18 protein-coding genes are annotated in these 16,574 nt (G+C 42.1%); 1 reads left to right on the top strand and 17 read right to left on the bottom strand.

The annotated features are described in order from the left end of the window. Position 1 precedes the first annotated feature (1 nt). The 17 genes from nuoH to FHS10_RS12370 form a co-directional block, all read right to left on the bottom strand. Positions 2–1,042, bottom strand: coding sequence for an NADH-quinone oxidoreductase subunit NuoH (gene nuoH, locus FHS10_RS12450; protein ID WP_259091048.1), 1,041 nt, complete (start codon positions 1,040–1,042; stop codon positions 2–4). Further along, entirely contained in the window at positions 1,042–2,031 is a 990-nt protein-coding gene (locus FHS10_RS12445; RefSeq protein WP_374759826.1) for an NADH-quinone oxidoreductase subunit G, read from the bottom strand. The genes nuoH and FHS10_RS12445 overlap by 1 nt, the downstream gene beginning before the upstream one ends. Positions 2,032–2,220: 189 nt before the next feature. Then, positions 2,221–3,582: an NADH-quinone oxidoreductase subunit NuoF gene (gene nuoF / locus FHS10_RS12440; protein ID WP_259091045.1), complete on the bottom strand. Its 1,362-nt coding sequence runs from the start codon at positions 3,580–3,582 to the stop codon at positions 2,221–2,223. Positions 3,583–3,784: 202 nt separating this feature from the next. Continuing rightward, positions 3,785–4,309, bottom strand: a complete 525-nt coding sequence (locus tag FHS10_RS12435) for an NADH-quinone oxidoreductase subunit NuoE family protein (protein WP_259091043.1) — start codon at positions 4,307–4,309, stop codon at positions 3,785–3,787. Beyond that, a complete protein-coding gene (locus FHS10_RS12430) occupies positions 4,302–5,513 on the bottom strand; it encodes an NADH-quinone oxidoreductase subunit D (protein ID WP_259091042.1) in 1,212 nt (403 codons plus the stop codon). The genes FHS10_RS12435 and FHS10_RS12430 overlap by 8 nt, the downstream gene beginning before the upstream one ends. 62 nt (positions 5,514–5,575) lie before the next feature. Further along, positions 5,576–6,079 (bottom strand): NADH-quinone oxidoreductase subunit C, encoded by a 504-nt coding sequence (locus tag FHS10_RS12425; protein WP_259091041.1) that lies wholly within the window; start codon positions 6,077–6,079, stop codon positions 5,576–5,578. Beyond that, positions 6,079–6,621: an NADH-quinone oxidoreductase subunit B gene (locus FHS10_RS12420; protein ID WP_259091039.1), complete on the bottom strand. Its 543-nt coding sequence runs from the start codon at positions 6,619–6,621 to the stop codon at positions 6,079–6,081. Before FHS10_RS12420 ends, FHS10_RS12425 begins: the two co-directional genes overlap by 1 nt. A 187-nt stretch (positions 6,622–6,808) precedes the next feature. Next, positions 6,809–7,177 carry an NADH-quinone oxidoreductase subunit A gene (locus FHS10_RS12415; RefSeq protein ID WP_259091038.1) on the bottom strand — a complete coding sequence of 123 codons (369 nt, stop codon included), beginning with the start codon at positions 7,175–7,177 and terminating at the stop codon, positions 6,809–6,811. Positions 7,178–7,371: 194 nt separating this feature from the next. After that, positions 7,372–9,075, bottom strand: a complete 1,704-nt coding sequence (locus FHS10_RS12410) for a tetratricopeptide repeat protein (RefSeq protein ID WP_259091037.1) — start codon at positions 9,073–9,075, stop codon at positions 7,372–7,374. An 8-nt stretch (positions 9,076–9,083) separates the two neighbouring features. Continuing rightward, positions 9,084–10,001, bottom strand: coding sequence for a PstS family phosphate ABC transporter substrate-binding protein (locus tag FHS10_RS12405; protein WP_259091035.1), 918 nt, complete (start codon positions 9,999–10,001; stop codon positions 9,084–9,086). Continuing rightward, entirely contained in the window at positions 9,991–10,233 is a 243-nt protein-coding gene (locus FHS10_RS12400) for a hypothetical protein (RefSeq protein ID WP_259091034.1), read from the bottom strand. The genes FHS10_RS12405 and FHS10_RS12400 overlap by 11 nt, the downstream gene beginning before the upstream one ends. A gap of 4 nt (positions 10,234–10,237) precedes the next feature. Next, complete coding sequence (locus tag FHS10_RS12395) at positions 10,238–11,068, bottom strand: energy transducer TonB (protein ID WP_259091032.1); 831 nt, start codon at positions 11,066–11,068, stop codon at positions 10,238–10,240. Between the two features lie 36 nt (positions 11,069–11,104). Further along, complete coding sequence (locus tag FHS10_RS12390) at positions 11,105–11,650, bottom strand: ExbD/TolR family protein (RefSeq protein ID WP_259091030.1); 546 nt, start codon at positions 11,648–11,650, stop codon at positions 11,105–11,107. Positions 11,651–11,656: 6 nt separating this feature from the next. Further along, complete coding sequence (locus tag FHS10_RS12385; RefSeq protein WP_259091029.1) at positions 11,657–12,271, bottom strand: ExbD/TolR family protein; 615 nt, start codon at positions 12,269–12,271, stop codon at positions 11,657–11,659. Between the two features lie 88 nt (positions 12,272–12,359). Next, positions 12,360–13,193 (bottom strand): MotA/TolQ/ExbB proton channel family protein, encoded by an 834-nt coding sequence (locus tag FHS10_RS12380; RefSeq protein ID WP_259091028.1) that lies wholly within the window; start codon positions 13,191–13,193, stop codon positions 12,360–12,362. A 414-nt stretch (positions 13,194–13,607) separates the two neighbouring features. Beyond that, a complete protein-coding gene (locus tag FHS10_RS12375; RefSeq protein WP_259091026.1) occupies positions 13,608–13,943 on the bottom strand; it encodes a translation initiation factor in 336 nt (111 codons plus the stop codon). A gap of 12 nt (positions 13,944–13,955) precedes the next feature. Next, positions 13,956–14,837: a diacylglycerol/lipid kinase family protein gene (locus FHS10_RS12370; protein WP_259091025.1), complete on the bottom strand. Its 882-nt coding sequence runs from the start codon at positions 14,835–14,837 to the stop codon at positions 13,956–13,958. Between the two features lie 219 nt (positions 14,838–15,056). Here FHS10_RS12370 and metK point away from each other — a divergent pair, with 219 nt between their 5' ends. After that, positions 15,057–16,307, top strand: a complete 1,251-nt coding sequence (gene metK / locus FHS10_RS12365; RefSeq protein ID WP_259091024.1) for a methionine adenosyltransferase — start codon at positions 15,057–15,059, stop codon at positions 16,305–16,307. Positions 16,308–16,574 lie beyond the last annotated feature (267 nt).

Below are 16,574 nucleotides of genomic sequence, written 5' to 3'. Positions count from 1 at the left end.
ATTAAAATCCAAAGTGTTTAAGTGCTGTGCTTACCACACCGGTAAGTACAATGTTGCCAATTGCCAACGGGATCAATATTTTCCAGCCCAGGTCCATCAATTGATCATAACGGAAACGCGGGATTGTCCAGCGTACCCACATAAAGAAGAAGATGAACAGGAAGATTTTAGCGAAAAGAACCACGGTACCAATCAGCGGACCGATGGCAGGGCCTGTATGTGCCAATACCCAATCCATACCAGGATAGTTGTAACCGCCCCAATACAGGGTAGCCATTACTGCCGATGAGATGAACATGTTGATATACTCGGCAAACAGGTAAAAACCTAATTTCATTGATGAATACTCGGTATGGTAACCACCTACAAGCTCCGTTTCGCACTCTGGTAAGTCAAACGGGGTACGGTTGGTTTCGGCAAATGCACATACGATGAATAGCAGGAAGCCAAGTGGCTGGCGTAATACGTTCCAGTTAGCACCGTGCTGTTGCTCGGCAATTTCTTTTAAGCTTAAAGTACCGGTTAGCATCAATAACGCGATGATGGATAAACCCATCGAAATCTCGTAGCTGATATTTTGCGATGCAGCGCGGATGGCGCCTAATAACGAGTATTTATTATTGGATGCCCAGCCACCAATCATTACGCCATAAACGCCTAATGATACAACGCCAAAAATGTATAATACACCTACGTTAATATCGGTAACCTGTAAATCAATTGTATGACCACCTACTACCATTTTTTGTCCCCATGGAATAACCGCCGAACCTATACAGGCAGTTAATATAGCCAAACAAGGGCCAACAATGAACAGGAAAGGTGTAGCGTTGGTAGGGATGATCTCTTCTTTCAAAAACATCTTGCCACCATCTGCCAATGGCTGTAAAATACCCCATGGACCGGCACGGTTAGGGCCTATCCTATCCTGAAAAAACGCTGCGATTTTACGCTCGGCATAGGTTGAGTACATGGCCACAACCAAACTGATCAGGAAAATAATAACGATCAGTACAATCCTAAATATTAAATCGGTTCCCATTATAATCGTGTATCCCTTTCAAATTGTTCTTTATTCGCTTCCAGTAATACCGGATTGGTTTTAACAACCGGCAATGGTGTAAACTCATAGTGGTTTGAGCTGATCACCGATTTATGCGATACTTTACTTGGGCCTTCAATTACCCAATCGGCAGTTTTCTTTTTATCAAAGCGGCAGGTGTTGCAGATAAATTCCTCAACCTCGCCATAAACATCTTTACGCCCTGTTACCCTTATCACATCTTCGCCTTTGTACCATAATGTTGTTTTACCACAGCATTTATCGCAATCGCGGTGTGCCTGTACCGGTTTGGTAAACCATACACGGTTTTTAAAGCGGAAAGTTTTATCGGTTAACGCACCTACAGGGCAAACGTCAATTACGTTACCAGAAAAATCGTTATCAACAGCTTTGCTGATGTAAGTTGAGATTTCTGAGTGATCGCCCCTATTCAGGATACCATGTAAACGGGTGTTGGTGATTTGGTCAGCAGTGAAAACACAACGGTAGCAAAGGATGCAACGGGTCATGTGCAGTTGAATCTTATCGCCAATATCGATCCTTTCGAACGTGCGGCGGTCAAACTCATAGCGGGTTTTAGCAGCACCGTGCTCAAAGCCCAGATCCTGCAGGTGGCATTCGCCGGCCTGGTCGCACACAGGGCAATCCAGCGGGTGATTGATCAGCAACATTTCAACAATGCCTTTACGCGCTTCAATCACTTCGGGCGATGTAATATTTTGCACCTCCATGCCATCCATTACACCGGTACGGCAAGATGCTACCAGTTTAGGCATAGGGCGGGGGTCTTTTTCAGATCCTTTGGTCACCTTAACCAAACAGGTACGGCATTTACCACCGCTGCCTTCCAGCTTGGAGTAATAGCACATAGCAGGCGGAACAATATCGCCACCTATCTGCCTCGCGGCATTAAGTATGCTTGTTCCTGGTTCTACTTCAACGGGTATTCCGTCAATCGTTACTTTCATCGACATTTATATATAACGTCCTTTGTATAAACTCTAAACTCTAATTCCTAAACCCTAAAGTTTAGAAGCATTATATTTTCCGATATGTCATTGCGAGCGCAGCGTGGCAATCTCGTTATGCATAGTCGTTACCCTGCCTATGAGATTGCTTCGTTCCTCGCAATGACATAGTGGGGTTGTGGTTTATTGTTAAGCCAAAACCTCCGGTTTCGGCAATGGATCAGCGTAGTGGGCCAATCCAAAATTCCTTGTCACCGCTTCAGCTCCGTGTGTTACGTGCCATTCAAATTCATCCCTGAAATGGCGTATAGCGCTGGCTACCGGCCAGGCTGCTGCGTCACCCAGTGGACAAATGGTATTTCCTTCAATTTTTTTAGATACATCAACCAGCAGGTCCATATCGCTCATGCGACCATGACCGTGCTCTAAGCGGTGCAATACTTTTTCCATCCAGCCGGTACCTTCACGGCAAGGTGAACATTGTCCACAGCTTTCGTGGTGGTAAAAACGGGTAAAGTTCCAGGTATTACGTACAATGCACTGATCTTCATCATAAGCTATAAATCCACCCGAACCCATCATGGTACCGCTTACAAAGCCACCGTCGCTTAGTGATTCATAGCTCATCAGGCGTGGTTCGTTGTTAATGGTTTTGAGGAACAGGTTTGCCGGTAAAATTGGTACCGATGAACCGCCCGCAACAACTGCTTTTAAGCGTTTGCCATTGGCTATACCGCCACAATACTCGTCAGAGTATAAAAACTCTTCAACAGGTAAGCCCAGGTCAATTTCATATACACCAGGTTTCTTCACGTTACCACCAGCCGAGATCAGCTTGGTGCCTGTGCTTCTGCCGATGCCCAATTTTGAATATTCTTCTCCACCTTCGTTAATGATAGGTACTACAGCAGCTATTGACTCAACGTTGTTTACCACCGTTGGGCAACCATATAAACCAGCGATAGCCGGGAATGGTGGTTTAATACGTGGGTTACCGCGCTTGCCCTCCAATGACTCTAACAGGGCGGTTTCTTCACCGCAGATGTAAGCACCACCACCCGGTTGTACGTACAGCTCCAGGTCGTAACCCGATCCTAATATATTTTTACCTAAAAATCCTTTTGCTTTTGCTTCCGCGATGGCGCGTTCCAGGATGCGGATCTGCGGCATCATTTCGCCACGAACGTAGATGTATGATGTTTTGGCACCCAGCGCAAAGCTGGCTACTATCATCCCCTCAATTAACAAGTGAGGGATATAAGTCATCAAATAACGATCTTTAAATGTGCCCGGTTCAGACTCATCAGCATTACAAACCAGGTAGCGCTCTACACCTTCGGGCTTAGCCAAAAAGCTCCACTTCATTCCCGTAGGGAAACCTGCACCACCACGACCGCGTAAGCCAGATTTTTTAACCTCTTCCACAATCTCCTCTGGCGACATTGTTTTCAGCGCCTTCTCCACAGATGCGTAACCACCTTTTGAGCGGTAAACATCAAATGTGTTGATGCCGGGTACGTTTATATGTTCTAAAAGTAATTTGCGACCCATGTGTTTAATTTCTAAACTCTAAAAGGTAAATTCTAAATACTAATCTTTAAATTCTAAACTCTAATGCCTATATTCTAAAAAGCCAAAACCTAAAGCTTCTCTGCCTATCGGAGATTGCTTCGTGCCTCGCAATGACGGGTGGAAGCAGTCCTTGCTCTTTGTCTCTTTATCCTTCGTCTTTCAGTCCTTTATCTTTCCGTCCTTACTCTTTAATCCCTTTTCTTAAATCGCCAATCAGTTTATCAACTGACGCTTCGGTTAAGTTTTCGTAAAAAGTATATTCGGGGCCAATTTGTAAAACCGGGCCAAAACCGCAGGCGGCAAGGCATTCAACACCTCTCCAGCTAAATAAGCCGTCGGGGGTAACCGTACCTTCGGGTACGCCTAAAGTTTTTTCAATATGATCCATTATTTTATCGGCACCAACAACCCCACAAGGACCCGTACGGCAAACCTCTAAAACATATTTACCGCTTGGGCGCAGCAGGTACATGGTATAAAATGTAGCTACTTCATAAACCTCTATCGGTTGTATCTTTAAAAATGCTGCAACCTGGTCCATCGCATTGGGGCTAACCCAGCCAAACTCGGCCTGTACATAGTGCAGGATAGGCAACAACGCCGATTTTTGTTTACCCTCTGGATAGCGGGTAACCGTATCGGCCATCTTATTCAGCAGTTCCGGACTAAACTCTACCGAAACCTGAGCATCTTCAACTCTAAGCATCTAACTCTCCGGCTATAACGTTTAAACTACTCATATTAATAATCGCGTCTGATAATAACATACCGCGGCTCATTGGTGCATACATCTGGTAATTGATAAAGCTTGGCCTGCGGAAATGCAAACGGTATGGGCTACGCCCGCCATCATTTACCAAATAAAAACCTAACTCTCCATTGGCACCTTCAACCGAATGATAAACCTCTGTATTAGGGGTTGGAATTTCGCCCATCACAATTTTAAAGTGATAGATCAAAGCTTCCATGTTATTATAAACTTCTTCTTTCGGAGGCAGGTAAAACTCAGGAACATCGGCATGGAAAATATCCGTTGGCTCTTTTTCCAGTTTTGTTAAGGCCTGCTCTATAATGCGCAAACTTTGCCACATCTCCTCGTTACGTACCAAAAAGCGGCTGTAAACATCGCCATTGGTACCTACGGGTACTTCAAATTCAAAATCTTCGTATGATGAGTATGGGTTCATGGCCCTTACATCGTAATCAACACCAGTGGCGCGTAATATAGGGCCAGTCCAGCTATAGCTTAAAGCATCCTCGGCAGTAACAGCGGCCACATCTTTTGTTCTGTCAACAAAAATACGGTTACGGTTAAACAGCGATTCAAACTCTTTTAATGTTTTAGGAAAATCAACCAAAAACTTACGCAGTTTGGCAAAAGCGATGGTATTGAAGTTACGTTCAAAACCACCTATACGCCCAATGTTGGTTGTTAAGCGGCTGCCGCAAACTTCTTCGTAAATTTCGTAGATGGCCTCACGGAATTCCATCATGTACAGGAAGCCGGTGAAAGCGCCGGTATCTACACCCAATACACCGTTACATACAATATGATCGGCAATACGGGCAAGCTCCATTACAATTACGCGCAGGTAATCAACACGTTTTGGCGTGGTGATACCCAACAGTTTTTCAACCGTCATATGCCAGCCCATGTTATTGATTGGCGATGAGCAGTAGTTTAACCTATCGGTAAGTGGAGTGATCTGGTAAAACGGGCGGTGTTCGGCAATTTTTTCAAACGCGCGGTGAATGTACCCTATGGTTGATACGCCGCTTACAATTCTTTCACCATCCAACTGCAGCACATTTTGAAACACACCATGGGTTGCAGGGTGGGTTGGGCCGAGGTTTAAGGTCGAAAGTTCGCTTTGCGGATCGTTATCTGTATATACAGGATGGTTTTGCATCAGTATAAATTATATTTCTTTATATAGTGATGCCGTACTGTTTTACCAATACGGCATATATGTTATCTTCCGAAAAAGTAATCTTTCTTATCAACGCGATTAGGATCTTCCAGCGGAAATTCTTTACGCATCGGGAAAGCCGTCATATCGTCAACATTTAAAATACGGCGCAAATCCGGGTGACCGTCAAAGATCACACCAAAAAAGTCGTAGGTCTCGCGTTCCATCCAGTTGGCACCATTCCAAAGTTCGGTAGCCGTTGGGATGTGCACATCACCATCAACCAAAAATACCTTAACACGAATGCGTGTATTGGTAGTAAGGCTGTGCAGGTGATAAATAACACCAATTTGCTTTTCCTGCTCCGGGTAGTGTATGCCGGTAATATCTGTTAAAAATGTAAAGCGAAGAGCCGCATCGGTTTTTAAAAAAGCTAACAGGTCGATAATTTGCTCACGAGTAGTTTCAACAGTAAGCAAGCCGTATGGCTCACCAACTAAGGTAACCTGTTCGCCAAATTTCTCGCCGATTCTTTTTAAAAGCTCTTCGTTAGGTATAGTGGCCATTATTGGATTCCGTATTTAGCTAATAATTCCTGGTACTTAGGCTCGTTTCTTCTGCGCAAGGTTTCGGTTTTTACCAACTCCTGGATGTTTATAAAACCATCAATGATCGCTTCAGGACGCGGCGGACAGCCGGGTACATAAACATCTACCGGGATAACCTCATCAATGCCCTGCAAAACAGAATAGGTATCAAAAATACCACCGCTTGATGCACAGGCACCAACTGCCATAACCCAACGGGGTTCGGCCATTTGCAGGTATACCTGGCGAAGTACAGGCGCCATTTTTTTGGCGATGGTACCCATAACCATCAGCAGGTCGGCCTGCCGTGGCGAAAAGCTTAAACGCTCGGCACCAAAACGGGAAAGATCATAGTGAGAAGCCATTGTTGCCATAAATTCGATACCACAACATGAAGTGGCAAAAGGCAACGGCCATAATGAGTTGGCACGGGCTATACCAACTGCTTTATCAAGCGAGGTGGCAAAAAAACCAGACCCTTCAACCCCTAAGGGGGCATTAACTATTTGAATATCACTCATTGAATAATGTTAATAGAAAACATACCTGTTATGACACGGTAACGAGCGCAAATTTACGTAAATAACGATGTAAAAGGTACACTATGCGCAGGCAAAGCCAATATTTAGAATCGTTCTAAAGAATTAAACTATTTAAAAAGCAACCATTCAAAGTCCTCTCCTTTGGAGAGGATTTAGGTGAGGCTCCTTAATCCCAGTCTAACGCGCCTTTTTTAATAACGTAGATAAAACCTAATAAAAGGGTGGCCATGAATATAAACATTTCTACCATGCCCTGCTCGCCCATTGCTTTGAAGTTAACAGCCCATGGGTACATGAAAATAACTTCCACATCAAACAACACAAACAGGATAGCAACCAGGAAGTATTTAATGGAGATTGGGGTACGGGCGTTACCAACAACCTCGATACCCGATTCAAAAGGCGTTAGTTTATCTTTTGTTTTACGTTTAGGGCCTATTTTATGTGTTACAAACATGGTAGTAACTACAAACCCTATTGCCACCAGCATCTGAAATATGATGGGCAAATAGTTAATGGGTAAACTGTGTTCCATGCTGCAAATATAATAGAAAGAGTCAAGAGTCAAGATTTAAGAGGAAAACTTATTTAAGTTACCTTATTGACGCTGTATTCATCGTCACTTAAAAATCCGCTCTTTTTTATAATAAAAAAAGAGCCAAGACTTAGAAAAGCTTTTCTCTTTCCTCTCTTGACTCTTAATTCTTATCTCTTGATTCTGCCTTCTAACTATTTGCTTTTACCAGCACCACCTGCTTTACGGGCAAAGAAAGCTATTACCTGTTTATTAGCAGGGTCATTATCTCTTGCCTTTGTAAAGCTATCGGTTGCCTTAGCATCGTCCTTCTCCTTAAATTGATAATAATTACCTAAGTAAACATAAGATTCGGCAAGGTTCTTTTTACCCTTGTCATCCGGAGCTCCTTTTGCCAATATTAACTCAATGTATTTCTCATAAAAAGGTTTAGCATAACCAACAATGTTATTTCTGTCCTTTTCTTTTAAGTCGTTAACACGTGCTCTGTACAAATAAGCGTCTGCATAAGGTGCAGTTGGCGTTTTTTGAATTACGTAGCTAAATGCGCTATCTGCCTTTGTTAATAAAGAATCTGTACCTGGCTTTTTATCATCATAACCGTAGTAGTAGCTTATACCTTCTAAGAAATAGTCGGTAAGTTTTACACTGCGGCCACCTTTCTGAGTAACCAATTTGTAGGCATCGCCCGCCTGAGCGTATTTTTTACCGCGAAATAATGACTTAGCTATCTCACCATAAACATCTGTTTGAGTCGAATCGAGGGATAACGCTTTTCTTAGTGTATTAATCCCAACTGAATCCTGTCCAGACGCCATTTGGATCCTTCCAAGATATAAGTAGTCACGTGGTAATACCCTTTTAGGATCAGCCTTGGTCATCCAGGTATTCATCGCAGTTGATGCAGCCGGGTAATCTTTGTTCTCATATGCAGCATAAGCTAAATAGCGATATGCTCTCAAGTTTGAATTGGATGTTTTTGCAAGATCTGCAGCCACTGTCTGTAATTCCTGGTATTGACCGGCGCTGATCAGGAAGTCGGCATAACGCATCTGCGATTCTGGCGACAAATCTGTTAAACTCAGGTATTTTTTGTACTCCTCAACAGCTTGTTTAATTTTTGCAGATGCTGCTTTAGGATCGGCAGTAGCCCAACGGTTGTCGGTTTCGGCCCATTCGCGGTAAGCCGGACCGTAGTTAGGGTCGATAGCTAATGCATCCTGGAATTGTTTTTCAGAATCTTCAAAATTGTTGGCATATCTCCATAAAACACCGGTAGCTACTTTAGCTGCAGGGTTTTTAGGGTCGATGGTTGAAGCATCTGAGTAAGCCTGGTAAGCTTCGTTACTTTTTATTTGTGAGGCGAAAGCATCACCTAAAGTAATTAAAAGCTCAACATCTTTAGGGGCAACAACTTTACCTTTTTGCAAAACAGCAATAGCAGCGCTTGCATCATCAACAGATATTTTACCATCTGTAGAAGTAGGCAATAAATATGCTTTACCTACATATGTATATGGAGCAGCTGTTTTACCTGCAAGTGCAATTGCCTGGTTAAAATTGGTAGTAGCACCGGCTTTGTCTTTATCCAAACGGGCAACAGCGCCTAAACCAGCGTAGTTTAACCCCGATTTTGGGTTTACCGCAATACCTTTGTTGAAAGCGGTTTTAGCCGAATCGGCGTAATCCTGTTTAATGTATACCCAGCCTAGGTAAAAGAAATTCTCGTCCTTAGTGCCCTGTGTCACTGTAAGGTTTTTGAGCATCGATTTGGCTTTTTGATATTGTTCGGCGTCAATAGCTTTTTTGGCGTCGGCAAGACTCTGCGCAAAAACTGATGATGAACCCATAAATACCAGTCCTAATGATGCCGTAGCTATTTTACTGATTATTTTCATCTTATAATTTATTTACTATTTAATACTATCTGTCTCGGTGGTATAGAATCGGGCAATAAACCTGATCTTAATATTATTCTTTGGCCTACGTCGCTTCCTAAAAATGTTGCAAAGCCAATAGCCAAACCAATTTTGCTTGAGCAGTCAACCATGTATAATCCCCTGCTTAATGGATACTGTTTTAAGACAAGCGTTTCTTGCGAAGGTTTAAAGTAATCATTTGGGTACTGCTTATTTGCCTCATCCTTAATGGCTACAATTTTAAGCTTGTTTACATCATCCGCAATATCTTTTCCCGGGTCATTCAGCCAGCTAAAGCCGGTTATTCCCAAAGCGTCCGGATGTTCACTAACGTATTTGATAACATCTTTATTGGATTTAAGCGCATAAATATTTTTCTGCTTAAATTCTTTATTACCAGAAAACTCTTTCAAATACCTTACCAAACTTGAGTTAGGGTTATCAAAAACAATTGTTTTGTTTAAATCGCCCTGCCCGTTAAGCATTTTTTTTAAGGTGCTTACGGTAATGGTGGTATCGTTAGAGGCCTGGTTTACAATCAATGCCACCGCGTCGACAGCGAAGCGCTGTACTTTTACGCTCAACTGGTGTTTTATAATTACATTTTTTTCGGTAGTGTCCAAATCACGAGACAGTACTGCAAACCTAACGCTATCATTCAACAGCATGTTTACAGCCCTGTTTTCGGCCATGTAAAGAATAGTTGGATCGGCTTTAGGGTGCCTGCTTTTAAAAATATACTCCACCTGGTCAATAATAGGCGAGAACGATTCATCGGCGACAAACGTAGCTTTACCGGTATCAAAGGTATCGCCAGAAAACTTTGGTGTAGGTTTTGGCGTACAAGCCTGCAGGCAAACCGCCGAAAGCAGCACAAAAGAAACGTGTTTAATGCTATTCTTCATCGTCCTTATCATATTGATCTTTCTTAAACACCCTTGAAAAACGTAAAACTGCGTAAACAATTATAAAACCTCCAAAAAGTTTGCGTTGATACGGCTCCAATGATAGCGGCAGCCTATCCCAAAACATGATCATCAACCCTAAGGTTATGAAGCAAATGAATGCGGTAGTTCCTAAAATAAGCAAAAACCGCCTTTTGGGCGATTTTTGCTTCTTATTAAAATTAAATGGCATTATCTTAATTATCGCCAGCTAAGGTAAAGCTTACAGGCACGCTGTATTGTACGCGTACCGGCCTACCGTTTTGGATACCTGGCTTCCATTTTGGTGAAGATTTCAAAGCGCGGATAGCTTCGGCATCGGTACCCTGGCTAAGGCTTCTTGAAACCTTAATGTCGGTTAATGATCCGTCGCGTTCCACAACGAAAGTAAGGATTACACGTCCCTGGGTACCGTTTTCACGGTCAACGGCAGGGTAACGGATAGTTTTACCTAAGTACCTTCCAAAAGCTTCAACACCTCCCGGAAACTCCGGTAAGTTTTCAACTGATGCAAAGATCTTGTTAGGATCCTCTTCAACAACTTGTTTAATATCTGAGTTACCTACAGGCTCATCAATTCTGATTTCCTGGTTAGGGTCACCCTTTTGGTCTTTCTGACCTGGATCCGCTACAGCAAGTTCCTTTACGGTTGGTGGATCTTTTTCCTTAACCTCGTTATCTGGTTTTACAACCGGAGGCGGGAAACGAACCTGGTCAACTTTTGGTTTTGGTGGTTCTGGCGGCGGCGGAGGTGGTTTTTTAGTTTGATCCACCGGTGGCGGAGGTAACAGCACTACGTCTGTTATCTTCACCTTGTCATCAGCTTTGGGGATAAATCCCTTGATCTTGGCTATGATAGTAGGCATTGAAACAACAAGTACAAAAAATACGATGGCATAAATAAGTGCCTTTGATGTATTTTTCGGATTGTCTCTTCTCAACTCATAAGCCCCGTAGGCCTTATTTCTGCTACTAAAAACAACGTCGATCCATTTCTGATCTAATATATCTAATTTTGATCCGAACATGTTTTAGACTTTAATAGTAATTAACATTAAGTAATATTATTTTGCGTCGTTGTAAAGATTTTCCCTTTTCAACAACTCAACTTCTGCTGGTGTGATATCAACAATACCGTACATTAGTATGTTGGTGATAGCCATTTCATCTAATACACTTACCATGTTCTTGTATTTTGATTTATCGCTTGGCTTTATCACAACAAAAATAGTTTTGCCGGTTTTCTCCTGCACTTCTTTACTTTTTTCAACAAGTAATTTGCGCAGGCCATCGGCGTTATAGTTGGTAACTTCTGGAGCCGATTTTCCCGGTTCGCCCAGGTACCACTCCAATTTGTCATCACTTCCTAATAACAGGGTTAATGAACGTGAAGCGGCAATTGGCAACTGGTCTTTGGTTTTTTCGTCCTTATCAGGCATTGCAAGGTCCATCGCTTTAGCTTTGGCCAATGTAGTGGTCATGATAAAGAAAGTGATCAGCAAAAACGCCAGATCCACCATCGCGGTTAAATCTACACGGGTTGATTGCTTTTTACTTCTAACCTTCCCGCCCTTGTGTTTGCCTCCCCCGGAGGTATCTAATTCTGCCATGATTCTTTATTTTTTAGGCGCGGCGCCCAAATCTGTTATTAAACTAAACTTGTTAACTTTTTGCTTTTGCAAAATTCCAATAACATCCTTAATAACCGGATACTCTTCTTTGCTATCACCTTTGATGGCTATACGTAATTGTGTATTGTGTAAAGCAACAGTTGCTTTACGTGCCTCGCGGATCCAGTTAAACAATTCGTTGCTTACAGAATCCCTTGGGATACCTGGCTGAACATATTTCTTTTGCTGATCGGCTGTTAAAGCGATGAATTGCTTAAGCTGATTAAAAGGAACACCAAATGATGGAATTGTTGAAAACCTGTTAAGCTCTTCGGGGGTGAAGGTTATTTTATAAATTTCGCCCATTTGAGTTAACGTTTGTTTGCGTATGTCTGTTCCTTCAGTTCCAAAGAAAGCTTTTTGCTTGCCTACAGAAATTGTTAAAAAGTCAGATTCAGGCACCGGCTGCTGGATAGAAGACTTTGGTATATCAATAGGTACCGGATCTTCTGTTTTTGGTTTTGCAGTTAATATAAAGAAAGTTAGCAGCAGGAACGCCACGTCGCACATGGCGGTCATGTCGATTGCTGTACTCTTTCTTGGAACTTTTATCCTTGCCATATTAAAAATCTTTTAAAAATATATAGTGTAATGAATTAAAATCTCTGCCTTTTACAATTGTGCTTAAGGCAGAAGCACTAATATATTTTTATTTGTTTTTATGTGATGAAGCAAATGTTTGAACAATGCTGAAACCGGTTTCATCGATAGCGTAAGTCAATTTATCAATTTTTGACGTAAATACGTTGTACATGATAATTGAGATAGCTGAAGTACTGATACCGAATGCAGTGTTGATCAAAGCTTCAGAGATGTGAGCAGATAGTTCAACCTGGTTAGGCACACCTGAAGTTGCTAACGCAGAGAACGCACCGATCATACCCACAACCGTACCTAATAAACCGGTTAATGTACCGATAGATACCAGGGTAGCGATGATAGTTAAGTTTTGCTCTAACATAGGCATTTCTAAAGCTGTAGCTTCTTCGATGTCTTTTTGGATAGCTAAAGTTTTTTGATCAACGTCAAGGTTTGGCTCTGCTTCCATTTCACCATATTTTTTCAATGCTGATTTGATAACGTTTGCTACTGAACCTTTTTGTTTGTCGCACTCAGCTGATGCTGCAGCGATGTTACCTGCGTTTAAAGAAGCCTGGATCTTTCTAACAAAAGAGTCAACACTGCCAGTACCAGATGCTTTACCGATAACTACAAAACGCTCGATAGAGAAAACGATTACCATTAACAGGAATGACATGATCAAAGGCACGATAACACCACCTTTGTGGATTGTACCGTAAATGTCTGTAGGTTCAGCTTTTGGATCACCTCCTTTAAAGTGGCTTGGGTCGCCTAAAATGAATATAAAAATACAAATTGCTACTACTATACAAATTGGAATAGTTAAAGAAGCAAATATGCCCGATGCACTTGAGCTTTCTTTTTTAACAGGAGTAGTTGGTTTTGTTGGAGCGTTTGCCATTACTTTTAATTTTTAGTTTTTAGTTTTTGTTTATATTATAAGTTAGTTAAAATGTGCACTGGTTTGCGAATAACAAAAATAGAATTTTCTTTAAATAAAAAAATCATTTATATTATTCTTTACAATTTTTTAATACCAAATTACATTTTGTTTGTAATTGGATATAGATAACGTAGCAATGTTAAATTATTGTGTGTTGCCACAACAATTATTTGCAATGAAAACCATTTTTTTTAACATTATCAAGCAATACTAATAAAATTTATGCGACTATTCTGTTACATTAACATTTAGTATTGTTTTTGTTACGCCGTTAAAGCCAAACAAAATTGGCCGCATTTAGGTGTTTTAGTGTATAAAATACGCTAAGCATTAGCTTAAACATTGGCGTTTAAGGGTATTAAGCCTTTTGAACTATCCGCCTGCTTTTTTTGCTTTGTAGCCATCGGTTTGCAGTAAGGTTAATATTTTATCCCTGAAATCGCCCTGGATCAATATTTCGCCATCTTTTACCGAACCGCCCACCCCGCATTTTGTTTTCAGCTTTTTACCAATGGCTTCCAGGTCGGTATCGGCACCAATAAAGCCTGCAACGCGGGTAACCAGTTTGCTGCCGCCTTTTCTATCAAGATATATTTTTAGATTTTGCTGCTGTGGTGGCAATGTTTGGGCGGCATCGTTCCCGTTTTCCTGGTACGCAAAGGCAGGATCGGTTGAGTAAACTACGCCTGTAAAATTCTTTTTAGCCATAATGGGATGTTTTTAATAGCCAGGGCCTACAATTATTTTTAACGAACCAGGGATTATATTAATATTTAAATTGGCCTGCATTATTTGCGGTTCGCCGTCAAGGTGAATAGGCCCTTCGTTTTCACGGGTTACATTTATTTGTTTACCCCTGATGATCTCGATGTACCTGGAGCTTTCGATGGTTTTAAACATTAGCCTTGCACCAATCTCGGGCAGGCGCCATACCGGAAATTTACGAATGATACATACATCCAATAAACCATCCTGAACTGACGCGTTAGGTGATATATGTACATCATTACCCCATTGCGATGAATTGGCAATACTTACTATAAAGGCCTCGCGTTCATACATCGTTCCGTCAATTTCAATACGATATAACTGGGGCTTATAGCTTGCTATCTCCTGCATGGTTGATTTGATATAAGTTAAAAAACCACGCTTTTTACCATGCGAAAACACTTCGGCTATGTGCGCGTCAAAACCCATACCGGCCATATTAAAAAATGGCTGTCCGTTCATCTGTCCCGAATCGATAGATTCTACTTTATAAGCGCTTAATGCCTTGATTGAATCGGCGGTATTCATCGGAATACTTAAAAACCGGGCTAAACCGTTGCCCGATCCAAAGGGCACCACGCCCAACGCTGTAGTGCTCCCTACTATAGCCGATGCTATTTCATTAACCGTACCATCGCCACCAACAGCTACTACTTCATCGTACTTACCGGCGGCTTCGGCAGCTATTTGCCTTGCGTGCGAAACCCCATCGGTAAATATCACATCATAATCAAATACTTTTTTATCAAGGTTCTGATCAATTAAATCCGGCACACCGTCCTTCTTCTTCCCGCCCGATATAGGGTTTATTATAAATAGTGCTCTACGTTTCAACTATCTGGTATTATTTAAAGTATCAAAAGTAAATGTATTTTCGGCTTTGTAAAATTTGTTTTATTTTTGCCCCCCGAAAGTGGAATGATTTAATGAGCCGGCAACCGCCGGAACCGGATTGCAACCACGTAAAAAAGTGCTAAAACCAATGCTTCTTTTTACTACGATCCCCTTAAATCCTCTCTTTACTATTTTACGTTAATTGTATAAAAATTTTATATGCCATATTTATTTACGTCCGAATCCGTATCAGAAGGACACCCGGATAAAGTTGCCGACCAGATCTCAGACGCCCTGATTGATCACTTTTTAGCATTCGACCCTAATTCAAAAGTTGCCTGCGAAACCCTGGTAACTACCGGGCAGGTAATTTTGGCCGGCGAAGTAAAATCAAAAGCTTATTTAGATGTACAAAAAATTGCCCGCGAGGTGATCAATAAAATTGGTTACACCAAAGGCGAATATATGTTTGATGGCAGCTCATGCGGTGTGCTATCGGCCATTCACGAACAATCACCCGATATTAACCAGGGCGTTGAACGTAAAGCACCCGAAGAACAAGGCGCGGGCGACCAGGGCATGATGTTTGGTTATGCTACTGCCGAAACTGAAAACTACATGCCACTGGCATTAGATATAGCGCACGCCTTATTAATAGAGCTTGCCGCCATCCGCCGTGAAAACAGCGAGATCAAATACCTGCGCCCGGATGCTAAATCGCAGGTTACTTTAGAGTATGCCGATGACAATACACCGCAGCGTATCGATGCCATTGTAATATCTACCCAGCACGATGATTTTGACGAAGAAACCGCGATGCTGGCCAAAATCAGCTCCGATATTATCAGCATTTTGATCCCTCGTGTAAAAGCTAAGTATCCAAAATACGCGCACTTTTTTAACGATCAGATCAAATACCACATTAACCCAACCGGTAAATTTGTTATCGGCGGGCCACATGGCGATACAGGTTTAACCGGTCGTAAAATTATTGTGGATACTTATGGTGGTAAAGGTGCACACGGCGGTGGCGCGTTTTCTGGTAAAGATCCATCAAAGGTAGATCGCTCTGCCGCTTACGCAACCCGTCATATTGCTAAAAACCTGGTAGCCGCCGGTGTTTGTACCGAAGTATTGGTACAGGTATCATACGCTATTGGTGTTGCACAGCCAATGGGTATTTATGTAAACACTTATGGCACTGCCAGGATTGACCTGCACGATGGTGCTATTGCCGCCAAGGTTGAAGAGGTATTTAACATGACCCCATACGCTATTGAAACCCGCTTTAAACTGCGTAACCCCATTTATAGCGAAACCGCGGCTTACGGCCACTTTGGTAAACCAAACGAAACCGTAACCAAAACTTTTATAGCCCATGACGGCAGCGAACTAAAACGCGAAGTTGAACTGTTTACCTGGGAAAAACTGGATTACGTAGATAAAGTAAAAGCAGCCTTTGGTCTTTAGATAAAAGATTAACTTCGTTGAGGGCTTCGCCGTTTTTAGAGCAAGGAATAAAGATAAAAGCGATTGGTGTAGGCCGGTCGCTTTTTTTTTGTGGGGTAATAAAATTTTCTTATCTCCCTTGCTATACTGAGCGATAAAATTTCGAGATTCTGAAGGAGAAATGACAATATAAAGGTATGTCATTGCGAGCGCAGCGCGGCAATCTCGTCGCTCTACAGGGCGAATAAGCATAGCGACGGAGATTGCTTCGTTCCCCCGTCGTCCAAA

Source organism: Mucilaginibacter dorajii (assembly GCF_024808255.1).
Taxonomy (GTDB): domain Bacteria; phylum Bacteroidota; class Bacteroidia; order Sphingobacteriales; family Sphingobacteriaceae; genus Mucilaginibacter; species Mucilaginibacter dorajii.
Note: the sequence above shows the minus strand (reverse complement) of the source record. Positions and strands in the feature narration are given on the sequence as shown.

What these genes read in the sequence shown, in the direction of transcription:
- FHS10_RS12395 (WP_259091032.1), bottom strand. Translation starts at nt 11,068, where the DNA reads ATGTTCGGATCAAAATTAGATATATTAGATCAGAAATGGATCGACGTT.
- FHS10_RS12415 (WP_259091038.1), bottom strand. Translation starts at nt 7,177, where the DNA reads ATGGAACACAGTTTACCCATTAACTATTTGCCCATCATATTTCAGATG.
- FHS10_RS12445 (WP_374759826.1), bottom strand. Translation starts at nt 2,031, where the DNA reads ATGAAAGTAACGATTGACGGAATACCCGTTGAAGTAGAACCAGGAACA.
- FHS10_RS12405 (WP_259091035.1), bottom strand. Translation starts at nt 10,001, where the DNA reads ATGAAGAATAGCATTAAACACGTTTCTTTTGTGCTGCTTTCGGCGGTT.
- FHS10_RS12430 (WP_259091042.1), bottom strand. Translation starts at nt 5,513, where the DNA reads ATGCAAAACCATCCTGTATATACAGATAACGATCCGCAAAGCGAACTT.
- FHS10_RS12420 (WP_259091039.1), bottom strand. Translation starts at nt 6,621, where the DNA reads ATGAGTGATATTCAAATAGTTAATGCCCCCTTAGGGGTTGAAGGGTCT.
- FHS10_RS12375 (WP_259091026.1), bottom strand. Translation starts at nt 13,943, where the DNA reads ATGGCTAAAAAGAATTTTACAGGCGTAGTTTACTCAACCGATCCTGCC.
- FHS10_RS12390 (WP_259091030.1), bottom strand. Translation starts at nt 11,650, where the DNA reads ATGGCAGAATTAGATACCTCCGGGGGAGGCAAACACAAGGGCGGGAAG.
- metK (WP_259091024.1), top strand. Translation starts at nt 15,057, where the DNA reads ATGCCATATTTATTTACGTCCGAATCCGTATCAGAAGGACACCCGGAT.
- FHS10_RS12380 (WP_259091028.1), bottom strand. Translation starts at nt 13,193, where the DNA reads ATGGCAAACGCTCCAACAAAACCAACTACTCCTGTTAAAAAAGAAAGC.
- FHS10_RS12410 (WP_259091037.1), bottom strand. Translation starts at nt 9,075, where the DNA reads ATGAAAATAATCAGTAAAATAGCTACGGCATCATTAGGACTGGTATTT.
- FHS10_RS12425 (WP_259091041.1), bottom strand. Translation starts at nt 6,079, where the DNA reads ATGGCCACTATACCTAACGAAGAGCTTTTAAAAAGAATCGGCGAGAAA.
- FHS10_RS12435 (WP_259091043.1), bottom strand. Translation starts at nt 4,309, where the DNA reads ATGCTTAGAGTTGAAGATGCTCAGGTTTCGGTAGAGTTTAGTCCGGAA.
- FHS10_RS12400 (WP_259091034.1), bottom strand. Translation starts at nt 10,233, where the DNA reads ATGCCATTTAATTTTAATAAGAAGCAAAAATCGCCCAAAAGGCGGTTT.
- nuoF (WP_259091045.1), bottom strand. Translation starts at nt 3,582, where the DNA reads ATGGGTCGCAAATTACTTTTAGAACATATAAACGTACCCGGCATCAAC.
- FHS10_RS12385 (WP_259091029.1), bottom strand. Translation starts at nt 12,271, where the DNA reads ATGGCAAGGATAAAAGTTCCAAGAAAGAGTACAGCAATCGACATGACC.
- nuoH (WP_259091048.1), bottom strand. Translation starts at nt 1,042, where the DNA reads ATGGGAACCGATTTAATATTTAGGATTGTACTGATCGTTATTATTTTC.